The following is a 21,452-nucleotide window of genomic DNA, read 5'->3' as shown; positions in this document are numbered from 1 at the left end:
TGATTAAACAGTATATTGAGCAACAAAAGCTGGAATGAGCGGCGGAATGCCGCTATCGCAATTCACCCCCCACCAAGCCTGTCGGCTATGGCAGGAGCACTATGCGATGGTTTGGTAGAACATCTGCTCCCCTATGGCAGTCAGCCCTGTGATGCTCGAATTGAAACAGCCCTACTAACACTTCAGGCCTGGGTTCAGGGAACCCAAGGGGTGAGCGAAGCAAGAAAAGCGTCTGTTGCAGCACATGCTGCAGCAAGAGAAGCCCTTGAAGCAAAAGACAAGTGGATTGCACGAGCCGCTGGACATGCGGTTGCTACAGCACATATGGCCGATCATGCACCTGGAGCAGCCTATTACGCTCTCAAGGCCCTTCAGGTACTAAACCTTGATCAGGCAAGCATTCAGGCAGAATTTGACTGGCAGAAATCACAGCTGCCCATAGAAATCCGATTCCTGGTCGAATCAACCTTCAAAACAAAATTTGCACGCTTGAATTTAAAATACCCCCCCAACAAGGAGGCCTCTTCCCACTTGTTGCAGCGATGAATTCGCTATAATAAGAAAATGAAGACTTCAAAAACTTTTCAAAAAATAATCCTGAGTGGCCTTTTGCTTTGGACGATAACGCCTGTCTCAGCACAGGCTGCACTCAGTAAACATGAAGTTTCAAGTATGGAACAATTGGTCAAAGCCGTAGGTTCTAACCGCATTATTAAAATGAAACCCGGCATCTACCATGTGGATCCGCGCTTAAAAACCACTCCCTATGTCAAATGGAAATCAGCGCAAAGCCCCACCTTGGTGATGCATCATGTTAAAAATCTCAGTATTCAGGGCAGTGGAGCCAAGCAAACCAAACTTGTCAGCAGCAGTTGCAACGCAGAAATTCTAGAATTTGAATCTGCCAGTTCCATCCGCTTACAAGGCGTGGGCTTTGGGCGCATGTTGCCAGGTAAAGCACAGGAATTGGATTGCAGCCCTGATCTCAGAGGTGAAATTCTTGAGCAATCCTTGCCCCCTTTTACCCCCCGTCCAGAGAAGATTTTGAATTGGCAACAGGTCGCCAGTCAGATCGGCCTGCATCAATCTCAAGGCATTCAATTGCCTGAATACACTGAGCCTCTCTATCCAAACCTGATTGAACAGGTCAAAGGGCAAACTTTTCCGATTCAGCCTGAGCAAGACGCAATCTTCATGCGGGTGCATTCTTTGCGTCCGCACCTGGGTGTTGACTACCAACTCAAAGGCAAACAAATCTTCAAAGCCCATCAAATGGCACAAGCCGCGGCCATGATTTTTGACAGAGACCACAATATTTTGGCCGTAATGGACGCTCAAGCCCAAGTCATATACGCCGTTGAAGCGCGCAATAATACGCGACAGAGCTGGAACCACCCGCCCGATTGGCTCATGCAAAATTCCATGGTGATGAACTCCAATGCACCGGCCCCCAATGGGGTCTACGCTTTTGGCACCCTGATTCAAGACAATCCACGTGCAAGTTTCAATTTTGGTTCTTTCCGAATTGTTTTGGAAGGCGGGGTTTTGACCCAACGTGAAATCCTCTTTCACTCTCGGGATCATAAACTCAACCAGGAAATTCCCTGGCATCAGGATTTAAACGATGAAGAAATTCGCACCCTGGGCTGCTTCCTTTTTCAAGACCCCGATCTTCAAGTGCTGGCACAATTGCTGCTCAATGCCAATCGGCCGGTAGCCTTGGTGATTCAGGGCTCTTATACAAAAAACATCCATTCGCCCTCCTTGTAATCCGAAAGGTCTCCCCTAAGGTTAAAGCTTTGGGATAAATCGTGACAGGCTTAAACTCTGTTCAAGCCTCGTCAGACTCACGCACCTTAATGCCCAGGATGCTGATCAGACTGAGGGCCTGCTCAGGATCCAGGATCAGGCCTTTCAATTCTGTTGGCTGTGCTTGAAAACCAGAAATTTTAGACCCCCTTAAATCCAAACCCTGGTGTTTGACTCCGGCCAAATCAAACCCCTTCAATTCACAGTTTTTAAACCGAACCTGCTTCCATTGGCAACTGTTTAACTGAACCTCATTCAAGCGACAGTTCTCAAACCAAACCTGTTGAAAACGCGCGCGACTAAAATCTGCAAGTTGAAAATTACAATCCTCAAATCGCACATCGCGCAAATGAATCTGCCGAGCATTCAAACCGACAAATTTTGAATGGTCGCACACCACGCGTGTAAAACTGCTGCGTTCCATATTCGCATTTGAAAAATCAGAATGCTTGATTTCAGAATCCAATATTTCAAGTTTGACAAGCTGGGCCTCTCGCAAGGCAAGCCCCAACAAACGCATTTCAATCAAACTCAACGACTCTGCGCTTAAGCCATCAAAGATCTGATGCTGAATTTCCCCGCCCTCCAGCAAGGTCAAGCCCGAAAGGATCTCAAGGCTGAGACTCAAAGACTCAAGTTTTTCAGCTAAACGGGGAGCTTGAATTAAAAAGTCATTTTGTTTTTTTTTCATGGGACTGCCATTTCTGATGTTTCAGTTCTTTTTCAATCGATGGGTAGAGCGCGAGTCATTCAAATACACCCCATAATGCCAGCCCTCACGAATATTGCTGTTAAACTCCAGCCCGGCTGAATGGGGGGGGCGGAAGGATTTGAGCTTGCTTAGATTTGATAGCCAGAAGGTATCTTTTGGAAGCCCCCCATGATCCAGTGCGGGCTCGATTGACTGAGTTTTTGTTCAAGGAACAGACGCCAGACGATTGCGCCGAAAGACAAAGGGATCAAGGGTGGAAAAAACAGTTGCAGCGTCAAGATCAATTACCTGCCCTTCAAAAACTGGATAAAATGCTTAGACCCACGCAAAGCAAGGCCCCCAAAAGACACTTCTGTACAGTGTAATACAGAATAATCGAAGATTATTATTAAAGAGGAACTATGATTCGTACCGTTTTAATCGGCTTTGGACTCTCAGCAAAGGTTTTTCACTTGCCCTTTCTTCAGACCCTACCGGCCTTTGAACTCATCGCTCTCAGCACACGGCAAACCTTCGAAGCTCAAAAACTGGGTCCGGGTATTCAGATTTTTGCTCAACCAGAGGAGTTGCTGGCCCAAACGGAAGCTGATTTGGCGATCATCGCCACTCCCAATGCCTCTCATTTTGCTTTGGCTGAAAAAGCACTGCAAAATGGCATGCATGTCGTGCTTGAAAAACCCTTTGTGAATACACTCGCAGAAGGGAAGGCCCTCATCCGGCTGGCAGAAGAAAAAGGGCGCTCACTCAGTGTTTATCATAACCGCAGATGGGATGGTGATTTTCTAACCTTGCAAAATTTACTGCAGCAAAAGCGTCTGGGCGAGATTCATTTTTTCCACTCCCATTTCGACCGTTTTCGCCCCCATGTGCAGGACCGCTGGAGAGAAAATCCTGGCCCCGGAACAGGCAGTTGGTTCGATTTGGGCTCTCATTTATTAGACCAGGCACTGCTTTTGTTTGGTTGGCCAGAAGCAGTCAATGCCCGAATTTTGCCCACCCGAAAAAACGCCAAAGTCGCTGATTATTTTCATGTGCAATTGCATTATCCTGGTTTAGAAGTTCTTTTAACAGGCAGTGCCTTTGTCGCCGGCCCCAAGCTGAGATTTGAACTTCAAGGAGAGCTGGGAACCTACCGAAAATTCGGAATGGACCCCCAGGAAGAGCGTTTAAAGCAGGGTATTCAACCGCTTGGGGACACTTGGGCGGCAGAAGCTGAAACTGCCCACGGTACACTCTGGTTTGAAAACAGTCACGAAACCCTCCCCACATGGACAGGAGGTTACCAAAACTACTACCAGGCTCTGGCCCAGGCCCTTGAAAATCAGGGAGAACTCCCTGTCACAGCCCAGGAAGCCCTGAATGTCATTTATCTGCTCGAATTGGCAGAGCAAAGTGCCCAATTAAACAAAACCTTGGAAGTAGCGCCGGCCTGTTAAAGTGCTAAGGGCTCAAGCGAACCCGGAGGGACAATCGCCTGAAAAGCCTGGCTTTCACTTTGATGAAGGAGCGGGCGTATGCATCCAATTTTTAAATACATAGTCCTGGGATTTCACGCGGCTGTGACAGGCACTGCAATTTTGCATTTTGCCTGATTCCAAAGCCCCCTGGTTGGTACGGTAAAAATATTCCCAATCCCCATTTTCGGGGTCGTATCCCGCTTCACGTTTGATCATTCCCCCAATGCTGGAAGGAATTTGCTCTTTTGAGGGCAGACTTTGATAGAAATGTGGGTGTTTTTCTTTGATGATGACGCTGCCTGGTGGATAGATTCTGGCTTGAGCTTTCAAAGCTTTTTCTGCAAGCGGATTGGCATAGATCATGACTGAGGTTTGCGCATGCGGGCCATTCTGGGCCTTGGCACGCTCCAAATCTTTTTGAACAATGCCTCGGCATAGCATGCTGATATGCGCATCGACCTGATGCGGTTTCGGTGTCATGAGCTGCAAGGATTGGTAATGTATAGCCCAATATTCAGCATTGCGGGGCAAATCTTTGGCCTGCAAAGCACCTGCAAATACCCCCATCAAAACCAATGATGCCCCTAAGCGTTTCAGCATATTCCCTCTTTACTCCAGTTAGAACTTCTATTCAGAATATCTGAAGCTGAATCATTTGAAAACAGAGCCCCCCCTGAAAAATCAGCTCTTTTCAGGAGAAGAGCAAAGCTCAAATTTGAAATTTCACAATCTTCATGTAAGCTGAGAGCTAAATTCATGCCAGAGCACAAAGGGCCCGACGATGCAAAACCGAGCTCCTCCTCCCCCGTAAACGCTCTTTGGGAGTGATCGCAAAAGTACTGTTCAAGGCATGGTCCTTTTAAGCCAGCGGAACCTGTTTGACCCCTTGAAAATCAAGTGAGAGGCGAAGCGGTTGAATAGCTGAGGCTTTCCAGCAATTCTCAAGTTCAGAAATCGCAGCGGGATCCCCCACCGCAACGCCACAATCGCCGCCACCGGCCCCAGAAGATTTGGCTCCCAAGCCAAGCGACTCTGCCGCCTGACACAAAGCTTTTAAAGCCGGAGTTTCAATCGGTTCGATAAATTCAGCCTCTAACTCCTGTATCAGGCGGCGATACTGAGACAAGCTCTGAATCAGGGCTTCACGGTTCTGATGAATCAATGCTTCACGGGCGGTCGCCGTGGCGGCATTGGCACTGAACAAAAATCGCTGAAACAGTTCTTCAGCATGATTTTTAACATAGGTAAACTCAGCCAGATAATCAACCGTTGCCGCAGGAACCCCCGTCCAACCAACAGCAAAGGCCCAGTCTTGAGGCCAATTCAATTTTTCCAACCCCAACAGGGCCCAATCCGTATCGATCAGACGCAAGAGCGGAATTTGCATGGCCTGAAGCCAGCGGGGATCAAAACGTCGGTAGCAGGTAACTGAGCCAAAAATGGCCGCAGCGAGATCCGCGCCACTGCCCCCCCCTTGAACTGCGCCATGGGCCAGGATTCCCAATTTAAACAGTTTGACACGGGTGGCGTGATCTTCAAGCGAAAAACCATGGGCCACCAAAATACCAGCCACAATGGCAACTGTCACAGCGGCACTGCTGCCCAAGCCCAGTTTTAAAGAGCCTTCTTGAAGCTCTGAACGTAAAACAATCTTTTGGGGCAAAAGCGGCAGTTCCAAAGCCTGAAGATACTGCACTGCAATTTCGAGTGCGGCTTGGGCAAAGGGCAGTTTTTTTGCTTCAGGGCCTTGCCACTGCGCAGATTCTGGCAGATACGTAAAAATATGATCTGGTTCCAGATTCGATTGAAGCTGCCACTCAGCAGCCGCAAGAAAATCCGCAGAGAGATAGCGATCTACTGCCAGAAGCAAAGCCTGACTGCCAGGTTCAAGAATCGCATACTCGCCCAGCAGAAAGAGTTTACCGGGCACCCGAATTCGGAATGAATTTTGAATCGTCATCAAAAGGGCTCACAGAGAAAAGCTGCAGGGCCAGGACGGGCCGGAATCACTTGTTTTATTTCGGGCAAATCTCTGAGCTGCGCCTGAAATTGAGGCCAGTCTTTTTCCTGCATCAAAACTTTGAGATTGGGGCCCGCATCAATGGTCAAATAGCATTCCAAACCAGAGGCCCGGATTTTCTCGACTCTCGCAATCAGCGCCAAGGTCACAGGCTGCCAGTAAATCACACTCGGGCGTGCAGCAAGAGCAGTGGCATGCATTTTCAGAGCATTGTGTTCCATCAGACTGCCCAAGGCCGTAAAATCTTTCGCTTGAATCGCTGCACGCATCTGCGCCAAATCGCTTTCAATCGAAGCCAACCAGGCCGGATAGAGGGGTGAAGTGGCAACGGTCTGGGCCATGCCATCTCCTGAAGAAAGGGCCTTGGGGCTGTCGTTCAGTACCAAGACCGCCATCAGCAGAGGCCAATCTGGTTTTTCATCCAAAGGAACAGCAAATGAATCCTGCCCCAACTCACTTTCTCCCCGCTGCCACTCTACAAAGCCACCATAAATTGAACGGCAGGCAGAACCTGAGCCTTGACGGGCCAAACGGGAGAGTTCTTCCTGAGAGAGGTGCAAACCCGCAGCGGAAGTGGCAGCCAAAGCAAGGGCAGCAAAACCTGACGCTGAGCTGGCCAAACCTGCACCGGTTGGGAAATTGTTCTCAGTTTGAATTTGAGCAGCCAGGCTCAAACCATAGGTCTGGCGTATGAGATTGAGAAACTTATGAACTTTTAGCGTCTGCAAGGCAGAAGCCCGTTCTCCGTTCAACCAGAGTTGATCGGTTTCTAAGTTTTCATCGAAGCTGACACGGGTCCGCGTCCAAAGCGCATCCAGGGTCAAAGAAATACTTCCATTTTGAGGTAGTTTTAAGCTTTCCTGTCGTTTTCCCCAATATTTGATCAGGGCAATATTGCTATGCGCTTGGGCAAGTGCAGATTTCAAGATTAATCTGTTTCCTTTGTCTCTGAATCTTTGGCTTTGGGAGGTCTTCCGCGCTTACGCGGAGTGAGCTTACGTGCGTGCTTATTTTGAAGCCGCTTGAAGCAGCGGCTCATGGTGGGCACACTGAGTTGAATCCCTGTTACCTGGGCAAAGTATTCGCAGAGTTCCTGCAAAGTTGCTTTGGGATGATCCTGAATGATCTGGGAGAGCTGATCCATGCCTCCTTCATCCACCCGCAATTTTTGCCCCCCTCCGCGAGGACGGGGCTGGATATTGCCACTTTCACGGTATTGCTTGACCAAAGCCAGCACAAAGCTCAGGCTCACATCAAAACGCTCTGCGATATTTCGCATCGAGCCCTGTTTGCTGAGATAGGCCTGCAAAACACGGATACGTAGATCTTCTGAATAGGGTTTCATGGGCTGGTTTGACCTCAAATCACGTTTTCAGAATAACACAAATTCTCCTACTCAAGAGCCTGCTCAAAGCCTCGCCCGGTTTAAGGCTTCTGTGGTATTCTGACTGCACGGGGACCACCCCGAAATCTCAAGGACATGAAAGCCATGCAAATTTCAAAAGTCTTTGTGGCCGGCAGCGGTTTGATGGGGGGCGGAATTGCCCATGCCGTCAGTGCAGTAGCTGGTCTGCCTGTCACCGTTTACGATATTTCTGATGAGGTTCTGGCAAAAAGCCGGGCCAGCCATGAAAAACTGTTGCAAAAAATGGCCGAAAAAGGCAAACTCGAAGCGGATCAGATTGCAAATATCCTGGAACGCGTGAGTTATACCACCTCTTTACAAGCCGCTTCAGAAGCCCAATTGGTAATTGAAGCCATCCCCGAAAAACTGGAACTGAAAAAAGCCCTGTTCGCGCAACTTGAAAGCATTTGCCCTGCTGAAACGCTTTTTGCAAGCAATACCTCCTCTTTGCCGATCACGAGCTTGGCCAGTGCCACACAGCGTGGAGATCGCTTTATCGGCATGCATTTTTTCTCACCGGTTCATCTCATGAAACTGCTTGAGTTGATTCGCGGTTTAGAAACCTCTGAGGAAACATTCCAAACCCTCAAAGCCTTTGGTGAAAAACTTGGCAAACAGGTCATTGTCGCCAATGACTTCCCCGGCTTTATTACCACCCGCCTGGGCATGGTTCTGCTCAATGAAGCCATGTATGCCCTGATGGAAGGCGTGGGCAGCCCTGAAGACATCGATGCAGGCATGAAACTGGGCTTTAATCATCCCATGGGCCCATTGGCACTGGCCGATGCCGTTGGCTTGGATGTTTGCCTCAATGCCATGAATACCTTACAGGAAGGTTTTGGAAACCCCAAATACGCCCCCTGCCCCCTGCTCAAACGACTGGTTCAGGCGGGCCATCTCGGCAAAAAAACCGGACGGGGCTTTTATACCTATGCCTGAAAATGCTGATGATCAAGAAATGCTGCTTCTGCACGAACAGTTTATGGCGCGCGCACTTAAGTTGGCGCGCAATGGCTTTATAAAAATTGCGCCCTCCCCCTTTCGGGGAGCCCTGATTGCCCAAGGAGATACCGTCGTCGGAAAAGGCTATCTCGCCAATCGGGATGCCCTCGATGGGGAGATGCACGCCCTGAAAGCGGCCGGTGAAAGAGCCAAAGGAGCCACGCTCTATGTCAATCTTGAACCCGCCTTTGGTACCAGCAAAGGCATTAATCTGGTAGATGCAATCATTCAAGCAGGAATCGCCCGTGTGGTGGTGGCCGTCAGAGACTCCAATCCTGTCGTGAGTGGGAAAACCTTGGATGCACTGGCTGCCGCTGGGATTGAAATTATTGAGGGAATTCTCGCTGACGAAGCGCGCTCCCTGAATGAAATCTACCTGAAAGAGGCAAGCACCCGCCGTCCCTTTGTCAATTTGCTAACCGCCATGTCACTGGATGGCAAAATTGCCACCCGTCTGCAGGATACGGATGGCATTACCGGGCCAGAAGCCCGTGAATTTGTGCAAAACCTGCGGGCACGCTATGATGCGGTCATGATTGGGGTCAACACCATTTTGCAGGACAATCCCATGTTGAATTGCAAAATTTTACGGGGTTGCGATCCCTGGCGCATTGTGATTGACACAGAGGCCAAAACCCCTGTCAATTCAAAATTGTTTTTACGTTCAGATCCAGACGAAACACGTGCCCCGGTTCTGATTGCGATCAGTTACGGCGCCCATGAGGATCGTCTGCGTTCGCTGCGTCTGGCGGGGGCAGAAATTTTGCATTGCCCCGATGAAAACAGTGATGAACCCCGTGTGGATTTGGGAAGACTGATGCAAATGCTGAACAAAAGAGGCATTACCTCTGTTTTGATCGAAGGGGGTTCCACCTTGAGAGCCGCCGCACTTGAAGCCGGAATCGTAGATAAGGTCAGCTTTTTGGTAGCCCCCAAACTGATTGGCGGCAGCGACGCTCTTTCAGCAGTGGGTGGTGAAGGGGTAGGTTTCGTTCATGACGCATGGCCCGTTCAAAAGATGCAAACCCGCCAACTCGGTCAAGATTTGCTGATCGAAGGCTATTTGAGCTGATCCGGTGAGAGATGCGCTGAAGCCTCCCCTGCTGGAAGCCAGCCTGAGCCTGGATTTGAATGATTCCAATGGGTTTACCCAACCCGGCTATCAGGATATTCAAGGTCAATTGAATGGGGTCCTGCAAATGGATCGCCACTTTCTCTCCAATTGGTTTATTTCCCAACAGGGGCGCCAATTGGCAAGTTCGCCCTTTTATGATTTTCGCCTTCTGGATGTGCAATTCAACCAGGATGGTTTTTTCAAATTTCATGGGCAAGCCCATGCCTTGGGGTTGATCAGCAGCCACTTCGAACTGAACCTGGGCATCGACGAAAGCGGCGCCCTGGTACTCAGCTTAAGCCGCCATTTTTTACCTGCCCCGCTTTTGCGAAAAGCGCTGGAAATGCTCCTCAGCCATTTGCTTGAAACCCGCATCAATCGACGGATTCCCTATTTCAATCTGGGACTTTTATTTCAGCATCGAGGCCAAGAACTGCTGATCTTGCCCTGTTTACACAGCATTTCCATTCCGATTCGCGAAGGCAATGCAATCAGCATTCATGGTCTTGAAGATATTCACTGTGTCTTTCGCCGGGATGCGCACCGCAACCTGCAATTGGTCTTTGATCAGGTTTCATTTTTAGGCAGCTCAGATCCCCATGGCAAAAGGGGAATCCATTGGGAAACCTCAGACCAATTGCATTTAGAGGCCGAAGTACAGGGCTGGGCCGATGGGCAGATGGATTTTCAGGCCCAAGGCCGAATTGAATTGAGTTTGAATGAGGAAGAAACACAAAGAATTGTCCTGCAGGGCCACCATCTTTCTGAAATGATACAAAAGGTCAACTTGGGAGTTGATATTGATACACGGGTCAGACTGACCGCTGAACGCCAGTTGGAAATACAATCCCGCAATTCCTGGCAATTCAGAGATATCTCCATTTTGGGAAAAAACTACAAAGTAGAACCCACCGATCTTTCGATCTCGTTTGATCCAGGCAAAGGCCTTGAAATAACGATTGGCCCCCAAAACCTCCATCCCGCTGAATTTCAGCCCGAGACCAGCTCAAACGCTCTGGAACTGCTGATTGATGGCCCCACTTATTTTCAAGAGCTGCTCAAACAAATTCGCTGGGCACGCCGCAATATTGAACTCGAAACATTTCTCTATTTCCCAGGTAAAACCACCCGTCATTTAACCCATGAACTGGCGCTTAAAGCAGCAGGACTGCTCCATGATGCAAACGGCTTGAAGATCAATCCTTTGACCGCCAGGGGCATTCCCGTGCGGGTTCTGTTCAGCAATTTAGAACTTTTACCAGCCTCTTCCCAACCCATCCTGGATATGTTTCAGGAAACCATTCAAGTGCTCGAAAACCTGATTCACAACCAAAGTGGTTGGAATGAATACCAGCGACAGCGCCATCTTCGGGCGCTGAAACGAAACTTTCATTTTCACTCCTATGTGGAGGGGGTTGCCCGGGCAGATCACCGCAAACTCTTGGTGATTGACGGTCTGAAAGCCTGGACAGGTGGAATCAATCTGGGCGATAAATTCCTGGCTGAGGACAGTTTTCACGATCTGATGGTCGCCTTCCAGGGGCCCGCAGTCAGACAGGCCCAGGAAGCTTTTTTTGACAATTGGTGGCGAGTCAATCACACCTCACCGGCCCTCGGTACAGGCCTGAGAAGCCTGCGCAGATTGGAAAAAGAGGCCCGCAAAGGCGCACATATTTTAAAAAAGCCGCTTTCAAACGCCGAAGTTTTACTGACCGATGTGCACAGTACGCGCATCTATGAAGCCTTGATTGGCCTGATTCACAAAGCGCAAAGCACGATCTGGTTAGAACATGCCTATTTTTATCATCTTCCCACCCTTGAGGCCTTGAAGAAAGCCCTGGCCCGCGATGTCCAACTCAAACTGATTTTTCCTGAAAACAGCAATATAGAAATCTTCAACCTTACCAATACCGAAAACCTGAGAATCCTCATGGAAACCCAAGCAGAACTGGGCACAGGAAAGATAGAGGCCTGGCTCTACCAGGGACGACCGGGAAAATTTTCAGGCATGGCGCATACCAAAGCCCTCAGTGTCGATGGCCGTTACGCTCTGCTTGGTTCGGCCAATTTAACCCCCCGATCCTTACATTCTCCCTTTCTCGAAGCCCTCAGCGGCGGAGATCAAAATCCCATCTTTTATAACCAGGAACTCAATCTTTTCATTGAAGATCCCCATTTTGTAAACGAACTTGAAAAAAACTTGTTTCTGAGAGATATTCAGTCCTTCGCAAAACCCATCAGCTATACCGAGGTACTCAGCCGTTTACAGGCCTTGGGGGGCGAACGGGCCCTGCAAGCAGCGCAGTTTCAGGCCAAATTGGCATGACGGCAACACTCGCCGAATTGGAACAGCTTTGCAACGAGTTTCAAAATCTCCTCTGCGCTAAAAAAATCCGCAAAATTCGTGCCCATGTCGCTGGAATCAGCCTTGAAACCCCAGATCCGCGTTTCTGGATCTGGGAACAATGGGAGAACCAGGTGGCCTGCTTTCTAAGTTCGGAAAAACCTGCAGCTATTCCCCCCACAGCCTTTGTCATGCTTTTGCGAAAATATCTCAACGGGGCTCGAATCATCAGCATTCAAATCCTCAACCAGGATCGGATTTTAGAATTCAAAATCGAACAAGGCTCTCAGACGTATTTTCTGATCGCAGAAATGAGTGGTCGCTACCGCAACCTGATTTTACTGAATGCCCAGCAACGGGTACTGGGCAGCCTGCGCCAGGATTCTTCAAGACAAAGTCCCTTGCGCACAGGTCAACCCTATGGCCCGCCCTCTCCCTACCAGGGAAAAAGAACCCCTCTGTCGCAAGCATTCCAAAGGCTTGAATTGCAGGGAGAAACCTCGGCTTGGATTCAAGCCCACTGGGAAAAGACAAAAACCGAAAAGGCACTGAATACACTCAAAAATGAGATTGCCAGCGGCTTGGAGCAGCAAAAAAATGCAGTTCACAGAAAAATAAGAACCGCTGAATTGGGTTTAGAAGAGAGCCAATCCTGGCCAGAATGGAAAAAAAGAGCAGAACTTCTGCAAGGGGCTTGGGGAAAAGTCAAACCCGGTGCAAGCCAAGTCAAGCTCCCCGATTATTTTGACCCTGAACTGAAAGAAATCGAAATTGAGCTAGACCCCGCTCTGGATTTGCAAGCCAATCTGAGCCGGTGCTTTAAGCAGGCCCGTCGCTTAAAACGCAGGCAAGCATTTCTCGAAAACGAGCTCCTCAAGCATTGGGAAAAAGAAGCCACCCTGCAAGCTCTTCTCAAGGATTGGCAAAATTGTCTTCTCGTCTCAGAAAGCCTGACACCTTCAGAACAGCTTCAAGCCTATCAAGGGTTTAAAGAAAAACATCAGACTTGGTTTTTCAAGCTTCCCCCCCCGCTCGCGAAGGCTAAATCGGCACAGGGCCGCTCCCTCTGGCGCAGCTTCTTTTCAAGCAAACAAACTCTGATTCGGGTGGGAAAAACAGACAAAGGCAATGAAGCCTTACTGAAACAGGGAAAAGGCAACGATATCTGGCTGCACACCCGAAATTGGCCTGGAGCCCATGTCTTAATTTCTAAACCGAAGGATCAAAGTTTAGACAGCGAAGATTTATTGGATGGAGCAGCACTTGCGCTCTTTTATTCTTCACAGCCAGAAGAATCCCCTGCTGAAATCAGCTGGACAGAACTGAAATATCTTCGCAGAATCAAAGCAAGCAAAGCAGGTGAAGTTTTGATTTCAAAGCAAAACACCCTGATCTACAGAATTCAACCGGAACGATTGAAGCGGCTCAAAAACCCGGATTAAGAAACCTGCTCTTGCAATTGCAGGCTTTGATCAATTTTGCTGGCGCGCTTGATTTTTTTCAGCGCATTTTTCTCTTTATAAACAGTGACCACATTGCCCTCATGTGAGGCCAAAACCACGAGATGGCGAACCGACTCGCCCCGTAAGCGGGCAATTTTATCAATCATGACGTAAAAAACGAGCCCCTGTTTATAGATCTTTTTGCCGTGGCGCATGGTAAATTCAACATCTGCCAGTTTTATCCCGCGTTGAACCAAGCGGGCAGTCGCATGACGGGTAAACTGAGGGCCGATCTCCTGCGGCACAGAAACTTGCATACCCGTGATTCCTTTCTCTTAAACTATGATTTATGCTGATGTTTCTATCATAAGCAAAGAAAACATCTCTTTCCAGCAAGCCCTTTTTAAAAGCTTATTAAATAGCTGTTAGGTCTGTTGAGGTCGTCTGGGCTTGAAAAAGGTTTAAAAGATGGGCTTCAACTTCACGTGCAAAACGGGGCCCATCACAGATCGTGGAAGCTTCAAGCAATGCTCTGAGGGTCTGCCTGTATGTTCTCAATCCCTCACGATCCTTGGCGAGTGCAATTGCCCTCTGTACGTATTCCTGACGCGAAAAAGCGATGAATTGGGGAAGATTCAATTGATGCATAAGACTCGCACCCACAGCGCGGTGACGGAAACGCGGGTCTGAAAGCGTGAGTACAGGAACCCCCATCCACAGGGCATCTAAGCTTGTAACGCCCCCCGTAAAGGGAAAGGGATCCAGGGCCAGATCAATTTGTGAATAAAACCAGGTGAGATGATCCTGCTCTTGGAGGGCCCCATACAAAATGATCCTTTCGCGTTGAATACCCAATACTTCAAACTGTTGCCAGAGCATTTCCTGACTGTAGGAATCATTCAGCGCCAAAGTTTTCAGACAAAGCCGTGCTTCCGGCAATTCCTGAAGAATCCTTGCCCAGGTTTCAATTACTTCTGGCCCCAGTTTCGCCAAATAATTTGCAGACCCCAGGGTCAAAGGCTGGCCCGCTTCACAGGGGGGCAGCCCCAAACTCCGCGTGGACTCAGGAGGCTGCCAATGCAGAATAGAACTCAGGTAGAGAAAGGGTTCTGGGCAAATCATTTGCGTATAAGGAGGCCACAGCACAGGATCGCAAAAAAACCCGTCAAAATGGGGCAGGGCAGTGGGCCAGCCAAACCCCAAACCCGTCAGTTGAATTGGAGCAGGACGCAGCGCAAACACGGCCTGTCGCGTGCTGTGTATCAAACCCGATAAGTCAATCAGAATATCGAGTTGATCTTCACGAATCAAAGCGTCCAATTCAGCGTTCGTCAAACTGGCGACAGAACGCCAGTTTTCAAATAAGGCTTTAAAGCGCTCTACTTTTTCACCCTGCTCTGCCAAATCTGAATAGGCAAAGAGTTCAAAACGTGTGCGGTCATGGTATTTGAAGAGCGGCAGAACCGTTTCAGCAGAAGAAAAAGAGCCCAATTCCCGTGAAAGATACCCCAAACGCACGCGTTGAAACTTTCGCAACTGAGGGTTTTGCCTTTGCTTGGGGGGCTTGTCAAACCCCCACTCCCCAACCAGTTCACGCATCTGGCGCAAAAGCAGCAAATCATCAACGCGGGAGTCGGCGTATAGCGCCAATAAATACTGCCCGAGAAACAGGGGCAAAGCCTCCAGAAGTACAGAATCCACGTTCTGGGTTTTGAGCTTGACCAGCAAGTGGGCCAAAAAAGCTGACTGTTTATGAATCTGACCACTCATATGCAGAGCAAAAGGCAATTGAATCAAGCTTTGCGTATGTTGAGGTTCATTTTTTAAGATCCGTTCAAGATGTGCTGAGGCAAAAAAATAATGGCAAAGCTGCGTATAGGCGGCGGAAAGATAAAAATGAGCATTCAGGTGCTCAACTTCAAACACCAGACATTTTCTCAGCAAGGCAATGGCCTTGTGCCAATCCTGCTTAAAAAAATAGAGCATGCCGAGATTGAACCAGGCTTCAGCATGTTCAGGAGCACATGCAAGCGCCCTTTCATGCCAAACAATCGCCTGTTCAAAATCTCCCCGCTGGTAGCAGAGCACCCCTTTGAGAATCCAAGCTTCGGCGTCATCAGGGTGAAGCAACAGGTAGTTTTCCAATTCCACAAAAGCTGATTCAGGCTTCTGCTGAGATAAATGCTCGGAAATCGTGTGCCAGAGGCTCTTGGCCGGTAAACTCATGCCTGAAAGTATATCTGGGGGGCTGCAAGCTGTCCAGTCAGACGGGTACAATAGAACTATTCAGTTCATGAGGAACATTATGCCTAAAATTTCTCTTTCAATATGCGTCGCCCTGCTGATCATGAGCCCCAGCTTTCAGAGCCAGGCCTGTGAAGATGCCCCCTGTCCCAATGCCTCACCCAGTATGCAAACAGAGACTGAGAATTGTGAGGGCTCAGACTGCCCATCAGCAGAAGATCCTCCCCCAGCACCTGAAACACCCCCCAGCCATACGGATCTGCTTCTGAGTGAAGATTTTGATTTTCCTTTGGATATGTCAATTTATATGCTTGGAGGTTGGCAACGCCCTGATCTGAATGCAATCAATCAAAAATTAAACGATCAGGGCTTTCAGGCCTTTGCGCAAGACCAGTTTTCAGTGGGGGGCGGACTGCAACTCAGTTTCGCAAATCTCTTAACTGAATTTCAAGGCTGGGTCAATATTTCGCTTCCGGCTTTGAATTCAGACTATATTACCTGGCAATATGCGGGCGCGGGTCTGTTTAATCTGGGCTATATTTTCCATCCCACCCGCGATTTGCGCATTTATCCCGTCTTGGGTGTGGGCATGGGCACGCTCGATTTGCATTTCACCCAGCGTAACCAGATACAGGATTTTGACAGTTTTCTAAAAAACCCAGGACGACAGGGCCAGATTTCAGCGATTGCTTTGGTGCTCAATGCAGGCCTGGGGCTGGATTATCGGCTGCGCGTTTTCGACGACTGGGGGTTCAGAGTGGGCCTGCGGGGCGGATGGCTTTGGACCCCCGTTCCTGGCAATTTCTGGCAAGCCACAGATTTGTTCAGAAATGATCAGAGCAATAACACTATCGCCGTGCCGGGTGGGCCCAATGTGGGACTGACGGGGCCCTATCTTCATATGACCCTGGGATTCTAGTGACGGTTTGGTTTGAACTTTTTGAGCGTTCGCTGCGCGCTGAAGAAAAACAGAATTACAGAAATATCAAAGGACGGGAGTATTTCTTCGCAGATTTTATTCTGCACCACCTGACTGTTTTTTCAGCCCAACCTCAGCATGCCAAAATTTTAGCCCGATTGCAGAATATCTATACCCTTTATCCCCTCTGCTCTGTCGCCGAAAGACGTGAAATGCTTGAAGAAAGCAAACGGCTACTTGAGGGACTGCGCGATCCACGTGAAATTCGCAAAGTGGTTGCCGCCCAGGTTCAGCGCCAGGCCCAGGCAGAAGCTGCCTCAGATTGGCGGGATGTGCCTGTACAGTTTGTAAAAGGTGTAGGCCCCAAACTGGGTGAAATTTTCGCCAAAGTGGGTATCGGAACCGTCGGCGAACTTCTGCACTATTATCCCCGGCAGCATCTTGATTTTTCAAAATGTACCCGAATTCGTGATTTACGCAAAGGTGAATTGGTAACGGTTTGGGGCATGATTCATTCCGTCTCTCTGTTCAGCCCGCCCGCAAAAAAACAAATGACGATTGTCAAAGTGGTGGTCAGAGATGGAACAGGCCGTCTGATTCTCAGTTTTTTTCACCAGGGCAAACAACAGTGGATCCGGGCCCAAGCCGCACAACGTTTTCCTGAGGGGGCGCAGATCATTCTGAGTGGCACTGTGCAGTGGGACAGTTACAACCGTTCTCTGACCCTTGACAAGCCCGAACTTCAGATTCTTGAAAATAGCGAGGAATTGGAGAGCCTTGAAGAACAAAACCTGATTCATCTGGCACGGATTGTGCCCGTCTATCCACTCAGTGAAGGCCTGAATATGAAATGGGTACGGCGCGCCATCAAAGCGGGCTTAGAAGCCTTTGCTCCCAAAATTCCAGAGCCCCTGCCCCCAGAACTCTTAAAAACCCTGCCCCTGCCAGGCTATGCCCAGGCCCTGAGTGAGTTTCATTTTCCAAGCTCTCAAGAATCCTTACAGGCAGCGCGGGAACGCCTGGTCTTTCAAGAATTGCTTTTGACCCAACTCGGCTTGCAATTCAGACGCAAGCAGCGGGAACGCTATGAATCAGGGCTGGTTTTTGCCCCTCCTGGCGAACTCTCTCAAGCCTTTCTGAAAAGCCTGCCCTTTGAACTGACGGGGGCACAAAAACGCGTACACCAGGAAATTCTCGCAGATTTACAACGCAGCGAACCCATGTCACGTCTGGTACAGGGAGATGTCGGATCAGGCAAAACGGTTGTGGCGGTGCTGGCCATGTTGCAGGGCGTTGAGAATCATTACCAAGCCGCCCTGATGGCCCCCACAGAAATCCTGGCAGAACAACATTTCCACAAGATCTTTGAATGGCTGCTGCCCTTAGGCGTTCAGGCTGAGTTGCTAACAGGCAGTCAGGGGGCCCGTTCCCGCCGTGAAGCGCTTGCCCGTCTGGCCAGCGGAGAAGCCCAGATTGCGATTGGCACCCATGCCTTGATTCAGGAAGGAGTCGAGTTTAAACGCTTGGGGCTTGCCATTATCGATGAACAACACCGTTTTGGGGTCAAACAACGCGCCCTCTTGCGAGAAAAAGGTCTCAATCCTGAAATTCTGACCATGACAGCCACGCCCATCCCGCGCACGCTGGCTTTGACTCTGTATGGCGATCTCGATGTTTCAATTCTCGATGAGCTTCCCCCTGGGCGCAAACCTGTTCAAACCCAATTGGTCAAAGAAAGTCAGCGCCAACGGGTTTGGGATTTGATTCTTTACGAAATTGAAGCCGGTCGTCAGGCCTATGTGGTTTTGCCCTTGGTCGAAGAATCAGAGAAATCCGAACTGAAAGCAGCAACAAGTGAATTTGAAGCTTACCAGGCTTATTTTCCAAGTTTAAGAATTGGCCTGCTGCATGGGCAAATGAAAGGCCAGGAAAAAGATCTGGTCATGCGTGCTTTTTCAGCACACGAGCTGGATATTCTGATTGCCACCACCGTGATTGAAGTCGGGGTTGATGTTCCCAATGCAAGTGTGATGGTGATTGAACACGCCGAGCGCTTTGGGCTGGCCCAATTGCACCAATTGCGAGGACGCGTCGGCAGAGGCTCAGACAAAGCCTATTGCCTGCTGGTCACAGATAAACTTTCTCAAATTGCCCGTGAGCGGCTCGAAGTCTTTGTTTCAACCAATGACGGTTTTATCATTGCCGAACACGATTTGCGACTGCGCGGGCCGGGGGAATTTTTGGGTACACGCCAAAGTGGGCTGCCTGATTTGATTCTCACCAATCTGGCCGAAGATGGTGAACTGCTGGACTTGGCCCGCAGCAGTGCACAAACCCTTCTCCAGGCAGACCCTGAACTGAAATCCAGAGAAAATCTTCAACTCAAGCAAGAACTTTATCGTTTTTTCAGGCGGCATTTGAGCGTACTGGAAGCGTGATTAATCGGGATTCAAACCCGTTTTTCGCTCGAGAATCCCCAAGACGGTTTCATGTTCTTCAGGGGTCAAAACGACTTTGATCAACTCCCCCAGATCCAGCACGATCTGACGCTTCTTCTGCGGACGTTCCGTATCCAAATGGAACCAATGGGGGCTCAAACCCATGCCCCAGATACGCCAGGCGCCATTGATCAGGTTCATCTCTTTGTCCTGAATCCCTTTAATGCTGCTGTAGAGGATACGCCGACTGCCCACAGGAAAAAAATACTGCTTGATGGTCAAGGCCTGATCATCACACACCACGGTTTTGTCTTCATACAAAATAGGCATTGCTTCAGTGACTTCCTTTATTTTATAAAACTTGCCAAAAAGACAAGAACTTTTTCAATAACTTTACGTCTTTGTAAATATCTTCGCGAGGCATCCACAAGGATCCCTCTATAGCGTATCCCAAGCTAGAAAGGTTGCGCAAATGAGCTTGAAAAACAAAGTTGGACGTCACGGCACGATCATGCTCTGCTGGCAAGAGGGCATTTACCTTGTACTTTTAAACAATATGGAGTTTGAGCGGTATCACAACCTGCTGGCTGCCATTCGCTGCTATGAAACCCTCGAACGTCGGATTGGCTAATATAGGCCCAAGATCTGACGGGCTTCTGCTGGAGAGGCAACCGAGCGACCGGCCATTTCGGCCACGCGGGCCAAGGCAGCAATCAAAGCGCCATTGGAATCCGTTTTTTGGCCCTCTGGCAAATAAAAGGTATCTTCAAGCCCCGTACGTAAATTGCCCCCCTGTTCAGCAGCTGCGCGATGCATCGGCCAAACCTCTTCACGCCCAATCGCGATCACCTGCCAAGGCGCATCCGCAGGCACAAGTTCGCGCAAAAGTGGCAACCAACGGGGATCTGCGGGCATGCCACTGGCCACCCCCATCACCAAGGAAACACTGAAAGGGGGAGTGAGCATGCCATTTTCAAGAAACATGCTCAAACTGCGCAAAATCCCGGTATCAAAGCACTCACACTCTGGCAAAGTTCCCAGAGAGCGCATGGTATCGAGAAAAGCTTTGACCTTCTCAACCGGGTTATCAAAAAGCAGAGGAGGCCAGGCCCACTGCCCATCGGCACGGGTTTTCAAATAATTCAGTGAGCCCGAATTTAAGGCTGCCATCTCTGGCTTGACCCGTTCCAGACAGGCCAAAGGCCCTGAAATATCCGGGCCGGCTATGCCAGTAGACAGATTCAAGATCAAATCAGGGACACGCTCACGGATGGCCTGGCAAATTTCGGCGACCACTTCTGGGTTCCAAGTGGGGAGTGCGCCTTTGCCAGGCCTTTGATCGCGAAAATGGCAATGCACAATACTGGCCCCTGCATTCCAGGCCTGATAAGCCGCTTCTGCCATTTCAGCAGGGGTCACGGGTACGGCATGGCGATGGGGATCGGTCAAAACCCCCGTTAAGGCACAGGTCAATATTGCTTTTTGCATCCTTAGAACAGACGCGCAGGCAATTCGCTTAAATGCTCGATATCGATGCTGAAAACAAACCCCACACGGAACACATCACTGAGCAGATTGCTCGATGAAATCGTGCGTCCACTGAGAGATTGCTCTTGGGTATTGCCTGCATAAAGTGTCAAGACATGCGGTGTACCGCCCAAGACTTTTTTAATCCCCGTTGACCAGAGCACACTGCGTTTCTGAAGAATTTCGGAATCAATCGGAACCACCACATCTCCAAACAGGTGCCAGTCTTTCCAAACCCGCACCATGGTATTAAAACCGACGGCAGCAAGCGACCGATCAAAGCTGTCAGATTTTGCAGTGCTTAAATAGCGGGCATCGAGCCCCACCTGCCAGATATCATCCACCAAAAACTTATTGGCGGCCAGTTCAACCCCAAAGAGATTGCCGCGGGTATTGTAGGCCACGCGGGGCATCAGGTTCAGCCAATCTCCACTTTTCTCGCTGAAGATCTGATACGCCAGACCCAGTTCCCCTTCGGCTGGCGTTTCACGCAGTGCCACCAAACCATCGATCTGAAGCCGATCGAGCGGGCTGTATTTCAGCCAAAAAGCTGGATTGCTGCTGCGCGGAAAACTTGCACTGAAAAAATTATGGGAATAAATCAAATGCAGTGAATCAGCATTGACGGCCACTGGAGAAAAAAGATTCGGTGTGCCCTCATAAAAGCCACGTTTGGTGGGTTTGGAATGCCCATGATGATGCTCTTCATGAGAATCTTCGTCGTCGTCATCCTCATCTTCGTCATCCTCATCTTCGTCATCCTCATTCTCTAAATCGGCACCATTATCGCCCTCAAGATCCACCTGGGCGGCCGCCTCACTGACAGGTTTCAGTGAAGTTTGCTCAGCAGATTGAGCAGTTTCTGCCTGCACAGGTGCAGATAGATTCAGAATAAGACCCATTAAAACAGAAAAAAGTACAAGACGTTGCATGACGTAGTTCTCCGCAATTTGAAATTTCAGTAATTATAACCCAGGGCAAGCTAAATTCAAGAACGCAGACCCAGTTCAAATTTTTAT

Annotated in this window: 19 protein-coding genes and 1 pseudogene; 10 read left to right on the top strand and 10 right to left on the bottom strand. The window is 49.4% G+C overall.

Going from position 1 to position 21,452, the window contains the following annotated elements; genetic code table 11:
* Nucleotides 1-111: 111 nt before the first annotated feature.
* Nucleotides 112-546 (top strand): hypothetical protein, encoded by a 435-nt coding sequence (locus tag COW20_05790; GenBank protein ID PIW49538.1) that lies wholly within the window; start codon nucleotides 112-114, stop codon nucleotides 544-546.
* Nucleotides 547-564: 18 nt separating this feature from the next.
* Nucleotides 565-1,770, top strand: coding sequence for a hypothetical protein (locus COW20_05785; protein ID PIW49537.1), 1,206 nt, complete (start codon nucleotides 565-567; stop codon nucleotides 1,768-1,770).
* A gap of 61 nt (nucleotides 1,771-1,831) precedes the next feature.
* Here the strand turns inward: COW20_05785 and COW20_05780 are convergent, their stop codons facing one another.
* Nucleotides 1,832-2,500 carry a hypothetical protein gene (locus tag COW20_05780; protein PIW49536.1) on the bottom strand — a complete coding sequence of 223 codons (669 nt, stop codon included), beginning with the start codon at nucleotides 2,498-2,500 and terminating at the stop codon, nucleotides 1,832-1,834.
* Between the two features lie 176 nt (nucleotides 2,501-2,676).
* Here COW20_05780 and COW20_05775 point away from each other — a divergent pair, with 176 nt between their 5' ends.
* Together COW20_05775 and COW20_05770 are read left to right on the top strand one after the other, a co-directional pair.
* Nucleotides 2,677-2,886, top strand: coding sequence for a hypothetical protein (locus COW20_05775; protein ID PIW49535.1), 210 nt, complete (start codon nucleotides 2,677-2,679; stop codon nucleotides 2,884-2,886).
* 36 nt (nucleotides 2,887-2,922) lie between these two features.
* On the top strand, nucleotides 2,923-3,957 hold the full coding sequence (locus COW20_05770) for an oxidoreductase (GenBank protein PIW49534.1): 1,035 nt from the start codon (nucleotides 2,923-2,925) through the stop codon (nucleotides 3,955-3,957).
* A gap of 54 nt (nucleotides 3,958-4,011) precedes the next feature.
* Here COW20_05770 and COW20_05765 read toward each other — a convergent pair whose 3' ends face one another.
* The 4 genes from COW20_05765 to COW20_05750 all read right to left on the bottom strand — a co-directional run bounded on the left by COW20_05765 (nucleotide 4,012) and on the right by COW20_05750 (nucleotide 7,343).
* Nucleotides 4,012-4,578, bottom strand: a complete 567-nt coding sequence (locus tag COW20_05765) for a hypothetical protein (GenBank protein ID PIW49533.1) — start codon at nucleotides 4,576-4,578, stop codon at nucleotides 4,012-4,014.
* A 259-nt stretch (nucleotides 4,579-4,837) separates the two neighbouring features.
* A complete protein-coding gene (locus COW20_05760; protein ID PIW49532.1) occupies nucleotides 4,838-5,938 on the bottom strand; it encodes a phosphomevalonate kinase in 1,101 nt (366 codons plus the stop codon).
* Entirely contained in the window at nucleotides 5,938-6,927 is a 990-nt protein-coding gene (mvaD, locus tag COW20_05755) for a diphosphomevalonate decarboxylase (GenBank protein ID PIW49531.1), read from the bottom strand. The genes COW20_05760 and mvaD overlap by 1 nt, the downstream gene beginning before the upstream one ends.
* The gene (locus COW20_05750) at nucleotides 6,927-7,343 is read right to left on the bottom strand and encodes a transposase (GenBank protein PIW49530.1); all 417 of its coding nucleotides are present in this window, start codon (nucleotides 7,341-7,343) and stop codon (nucleotides 6,927-6,929) included. Before COW20_05750 ends, mvaD begins: the two co-directional genes overlap by 1 nt.
* A gap of 144 nt (nucleotides 7,344-7,487) precedes the next feature.
* Between COW20_05750 and COW20_05745 the strand changes: the two genes are divergently transcribed.
* Genes COW20_05745 through COW20_05730 form a run of 4 tightly spaced genes read left to right on the top strand, consistent with a single transcriptional unit; the run spans nucleotide 7,488 to nucleotide 13,305 of the window.
* Nucleotides 7,488-8,342 carry a 3-hydroxybutyryl-CoA dehydrogenase gene (locus COW20_05745; protein ID PIW49529.1) on the top strand — a complete coding sequence of 285 codons (855 nt, stop codon included), beginning with the start codon at nucleotides 7,488-7,490 and terminating at the stop codon, nucleotides 8,340-8,342.
* On the top strand, nucleotides 8,335-9,477 hold the full coding sequence (ribD, locus tag COW20_05740; protein ID PIW49528.1) for a riboflavin biosynthesis protein RibD: 1,143 nt from the start codon (nucleotides 8,335-8,337) through the stop codon (nucleotides 9,475-9,477). Before COW20_05745 ends, ribD begins: the two co-directional genes overlap by 8 nt.
* Before the next feature lie 4 nt (nucleotides 9,478-9,481).
* The gene (locus tag COW20_05735) at nucleotides 9,482-11,845 is read left to right on the top strand and encodes a hypothetical protein (GenBank protein PIW49527.1); all 2,364 of its coding nucleotides are present in this window, start codon (nucleotides 9,482-9,484) and stop codon (nucleotides 11,843-11,845) included.
* Nucleotides 11,842-13,305, top strand: coding sequence for a hypothetical protein (locus COW20_05730; GenBank protein PIW49526.1), 1,464 nt, complete (start codon nucleotides 11,842-11,844; stop codon nucleotides 13,303-13,305). Before COW20_05735 ends, COW20_05730 begins: the two co-directional genes overlap by 4 nt.
* Here COW20_05730 and COW20_05725 read toward each other — a convergent pair.
* Entirely contained in the window at nucleotides 13,302-13,622 is a 321-nt protein-coding gene (locus COW20_05725; protein ID PIW49525.1) for a hypothetical protein, read from the bottom strand. The genes COW20_05730 and COW20_05725 overlap by 4 nt on opposite strands.
* Before the next feature lie 97 nt (nucleotides 13,623-13,719).
* Nucleotides 13,720-15,531: a hypothetical protein gene (locus tag COW20_05720; GenBank protein PIW49524.1), complete on the bottom strand. Its 1,812-nt coding sequence runs from the start codon at nucleotides 15,529-15,531 to the stop codon at nucleotides 13,720-13,722.
* Between the two features lie 79 nt (nucleotides 15,532-15,610).
* Here COW20_05720 and COW20_05715 point away from each other — a divergent pair, with 79 nt between their 5' ends.
* On the top strand, nucleotides 15,611-16,468 hold the full coding sequence (locus tag COW20_05715; GenBank protein PIW49523.1) for a hypothetical protein: 858 nt from the start codon (nucleotides 15,611-15,613) through the stop codon (nucleotides 16,466-16,468).
* On the top strand, nucleotides 16,462-18,906 hold the full coding sequence (locus COW20_05710; GenBank protein ID PIW49522.1) for a DNA helicase RecG: 2,445 nt from the start codon (nucleotides 16,462-16,464) through the stop codon (nucleotides 18,904-18,906). Before COW20_05715 ends, COW20_05710 begins: the two co-directional genes overlap by 7 nt.
* Here the strand turns inward: COW20_05710 and COW20_05705 are convergent, their stop codons facing one another.
* The 3 genes and pseudogenes from COW20_05705 to COW20_05695 form a co-directional block, all read right to left on the bottom strand.
* The gene (locus COW20_05705; GenBank protein ID PIW49521.1) at nucleotides 18,907-19,236 is read right to left on the bottom strand and encodes a hypothetical protein; all 330 of its coding nucleotides are present in this window, start codon (nucleotides 19,234-19,236) and stop codon (nucleotides 18,907-18,909) included. It abuts the gene before it with no gap.
* Between the two features lie 297 nt (nucleotides 19,237-19,533).
* A complete protein-coding gene (locus tag COW20_05700; GenBank protein PIW49520.1) occupies nucleotides 19,534-20,394 on the bottom strand; it encodes a 3-keto-5-aminohexanoate cleavage protein in 861 nt (286 codons plus the stop codon).
* A 740-nt stretch (nucleotides 20,395-21,134) separates the two neighbouring features.
* Nucleotides 21,135-21,233 (bottom strand): annotated as a pseudogene (locus COW20_05695) (DNA primase).
* Nucleotides 21,234-21,452 lie beyond the last annotated feature (219 nt).

This window comes from bacterium (Candidatus Blackallbacteria) CG13_big_fil_rev_8_21_14_2_50_49_14 (assembly GCA_002783405.1).
GTDB lineage: Bacteria > Cyanobacteriota > Sericytochromatia > UBA7694 > UBA7694.
The sequence above is the reverse complement of the archived record's forward strand: the minus strand, read 5'-3'. Positions and strand labels throughout refer to the sequence as shown.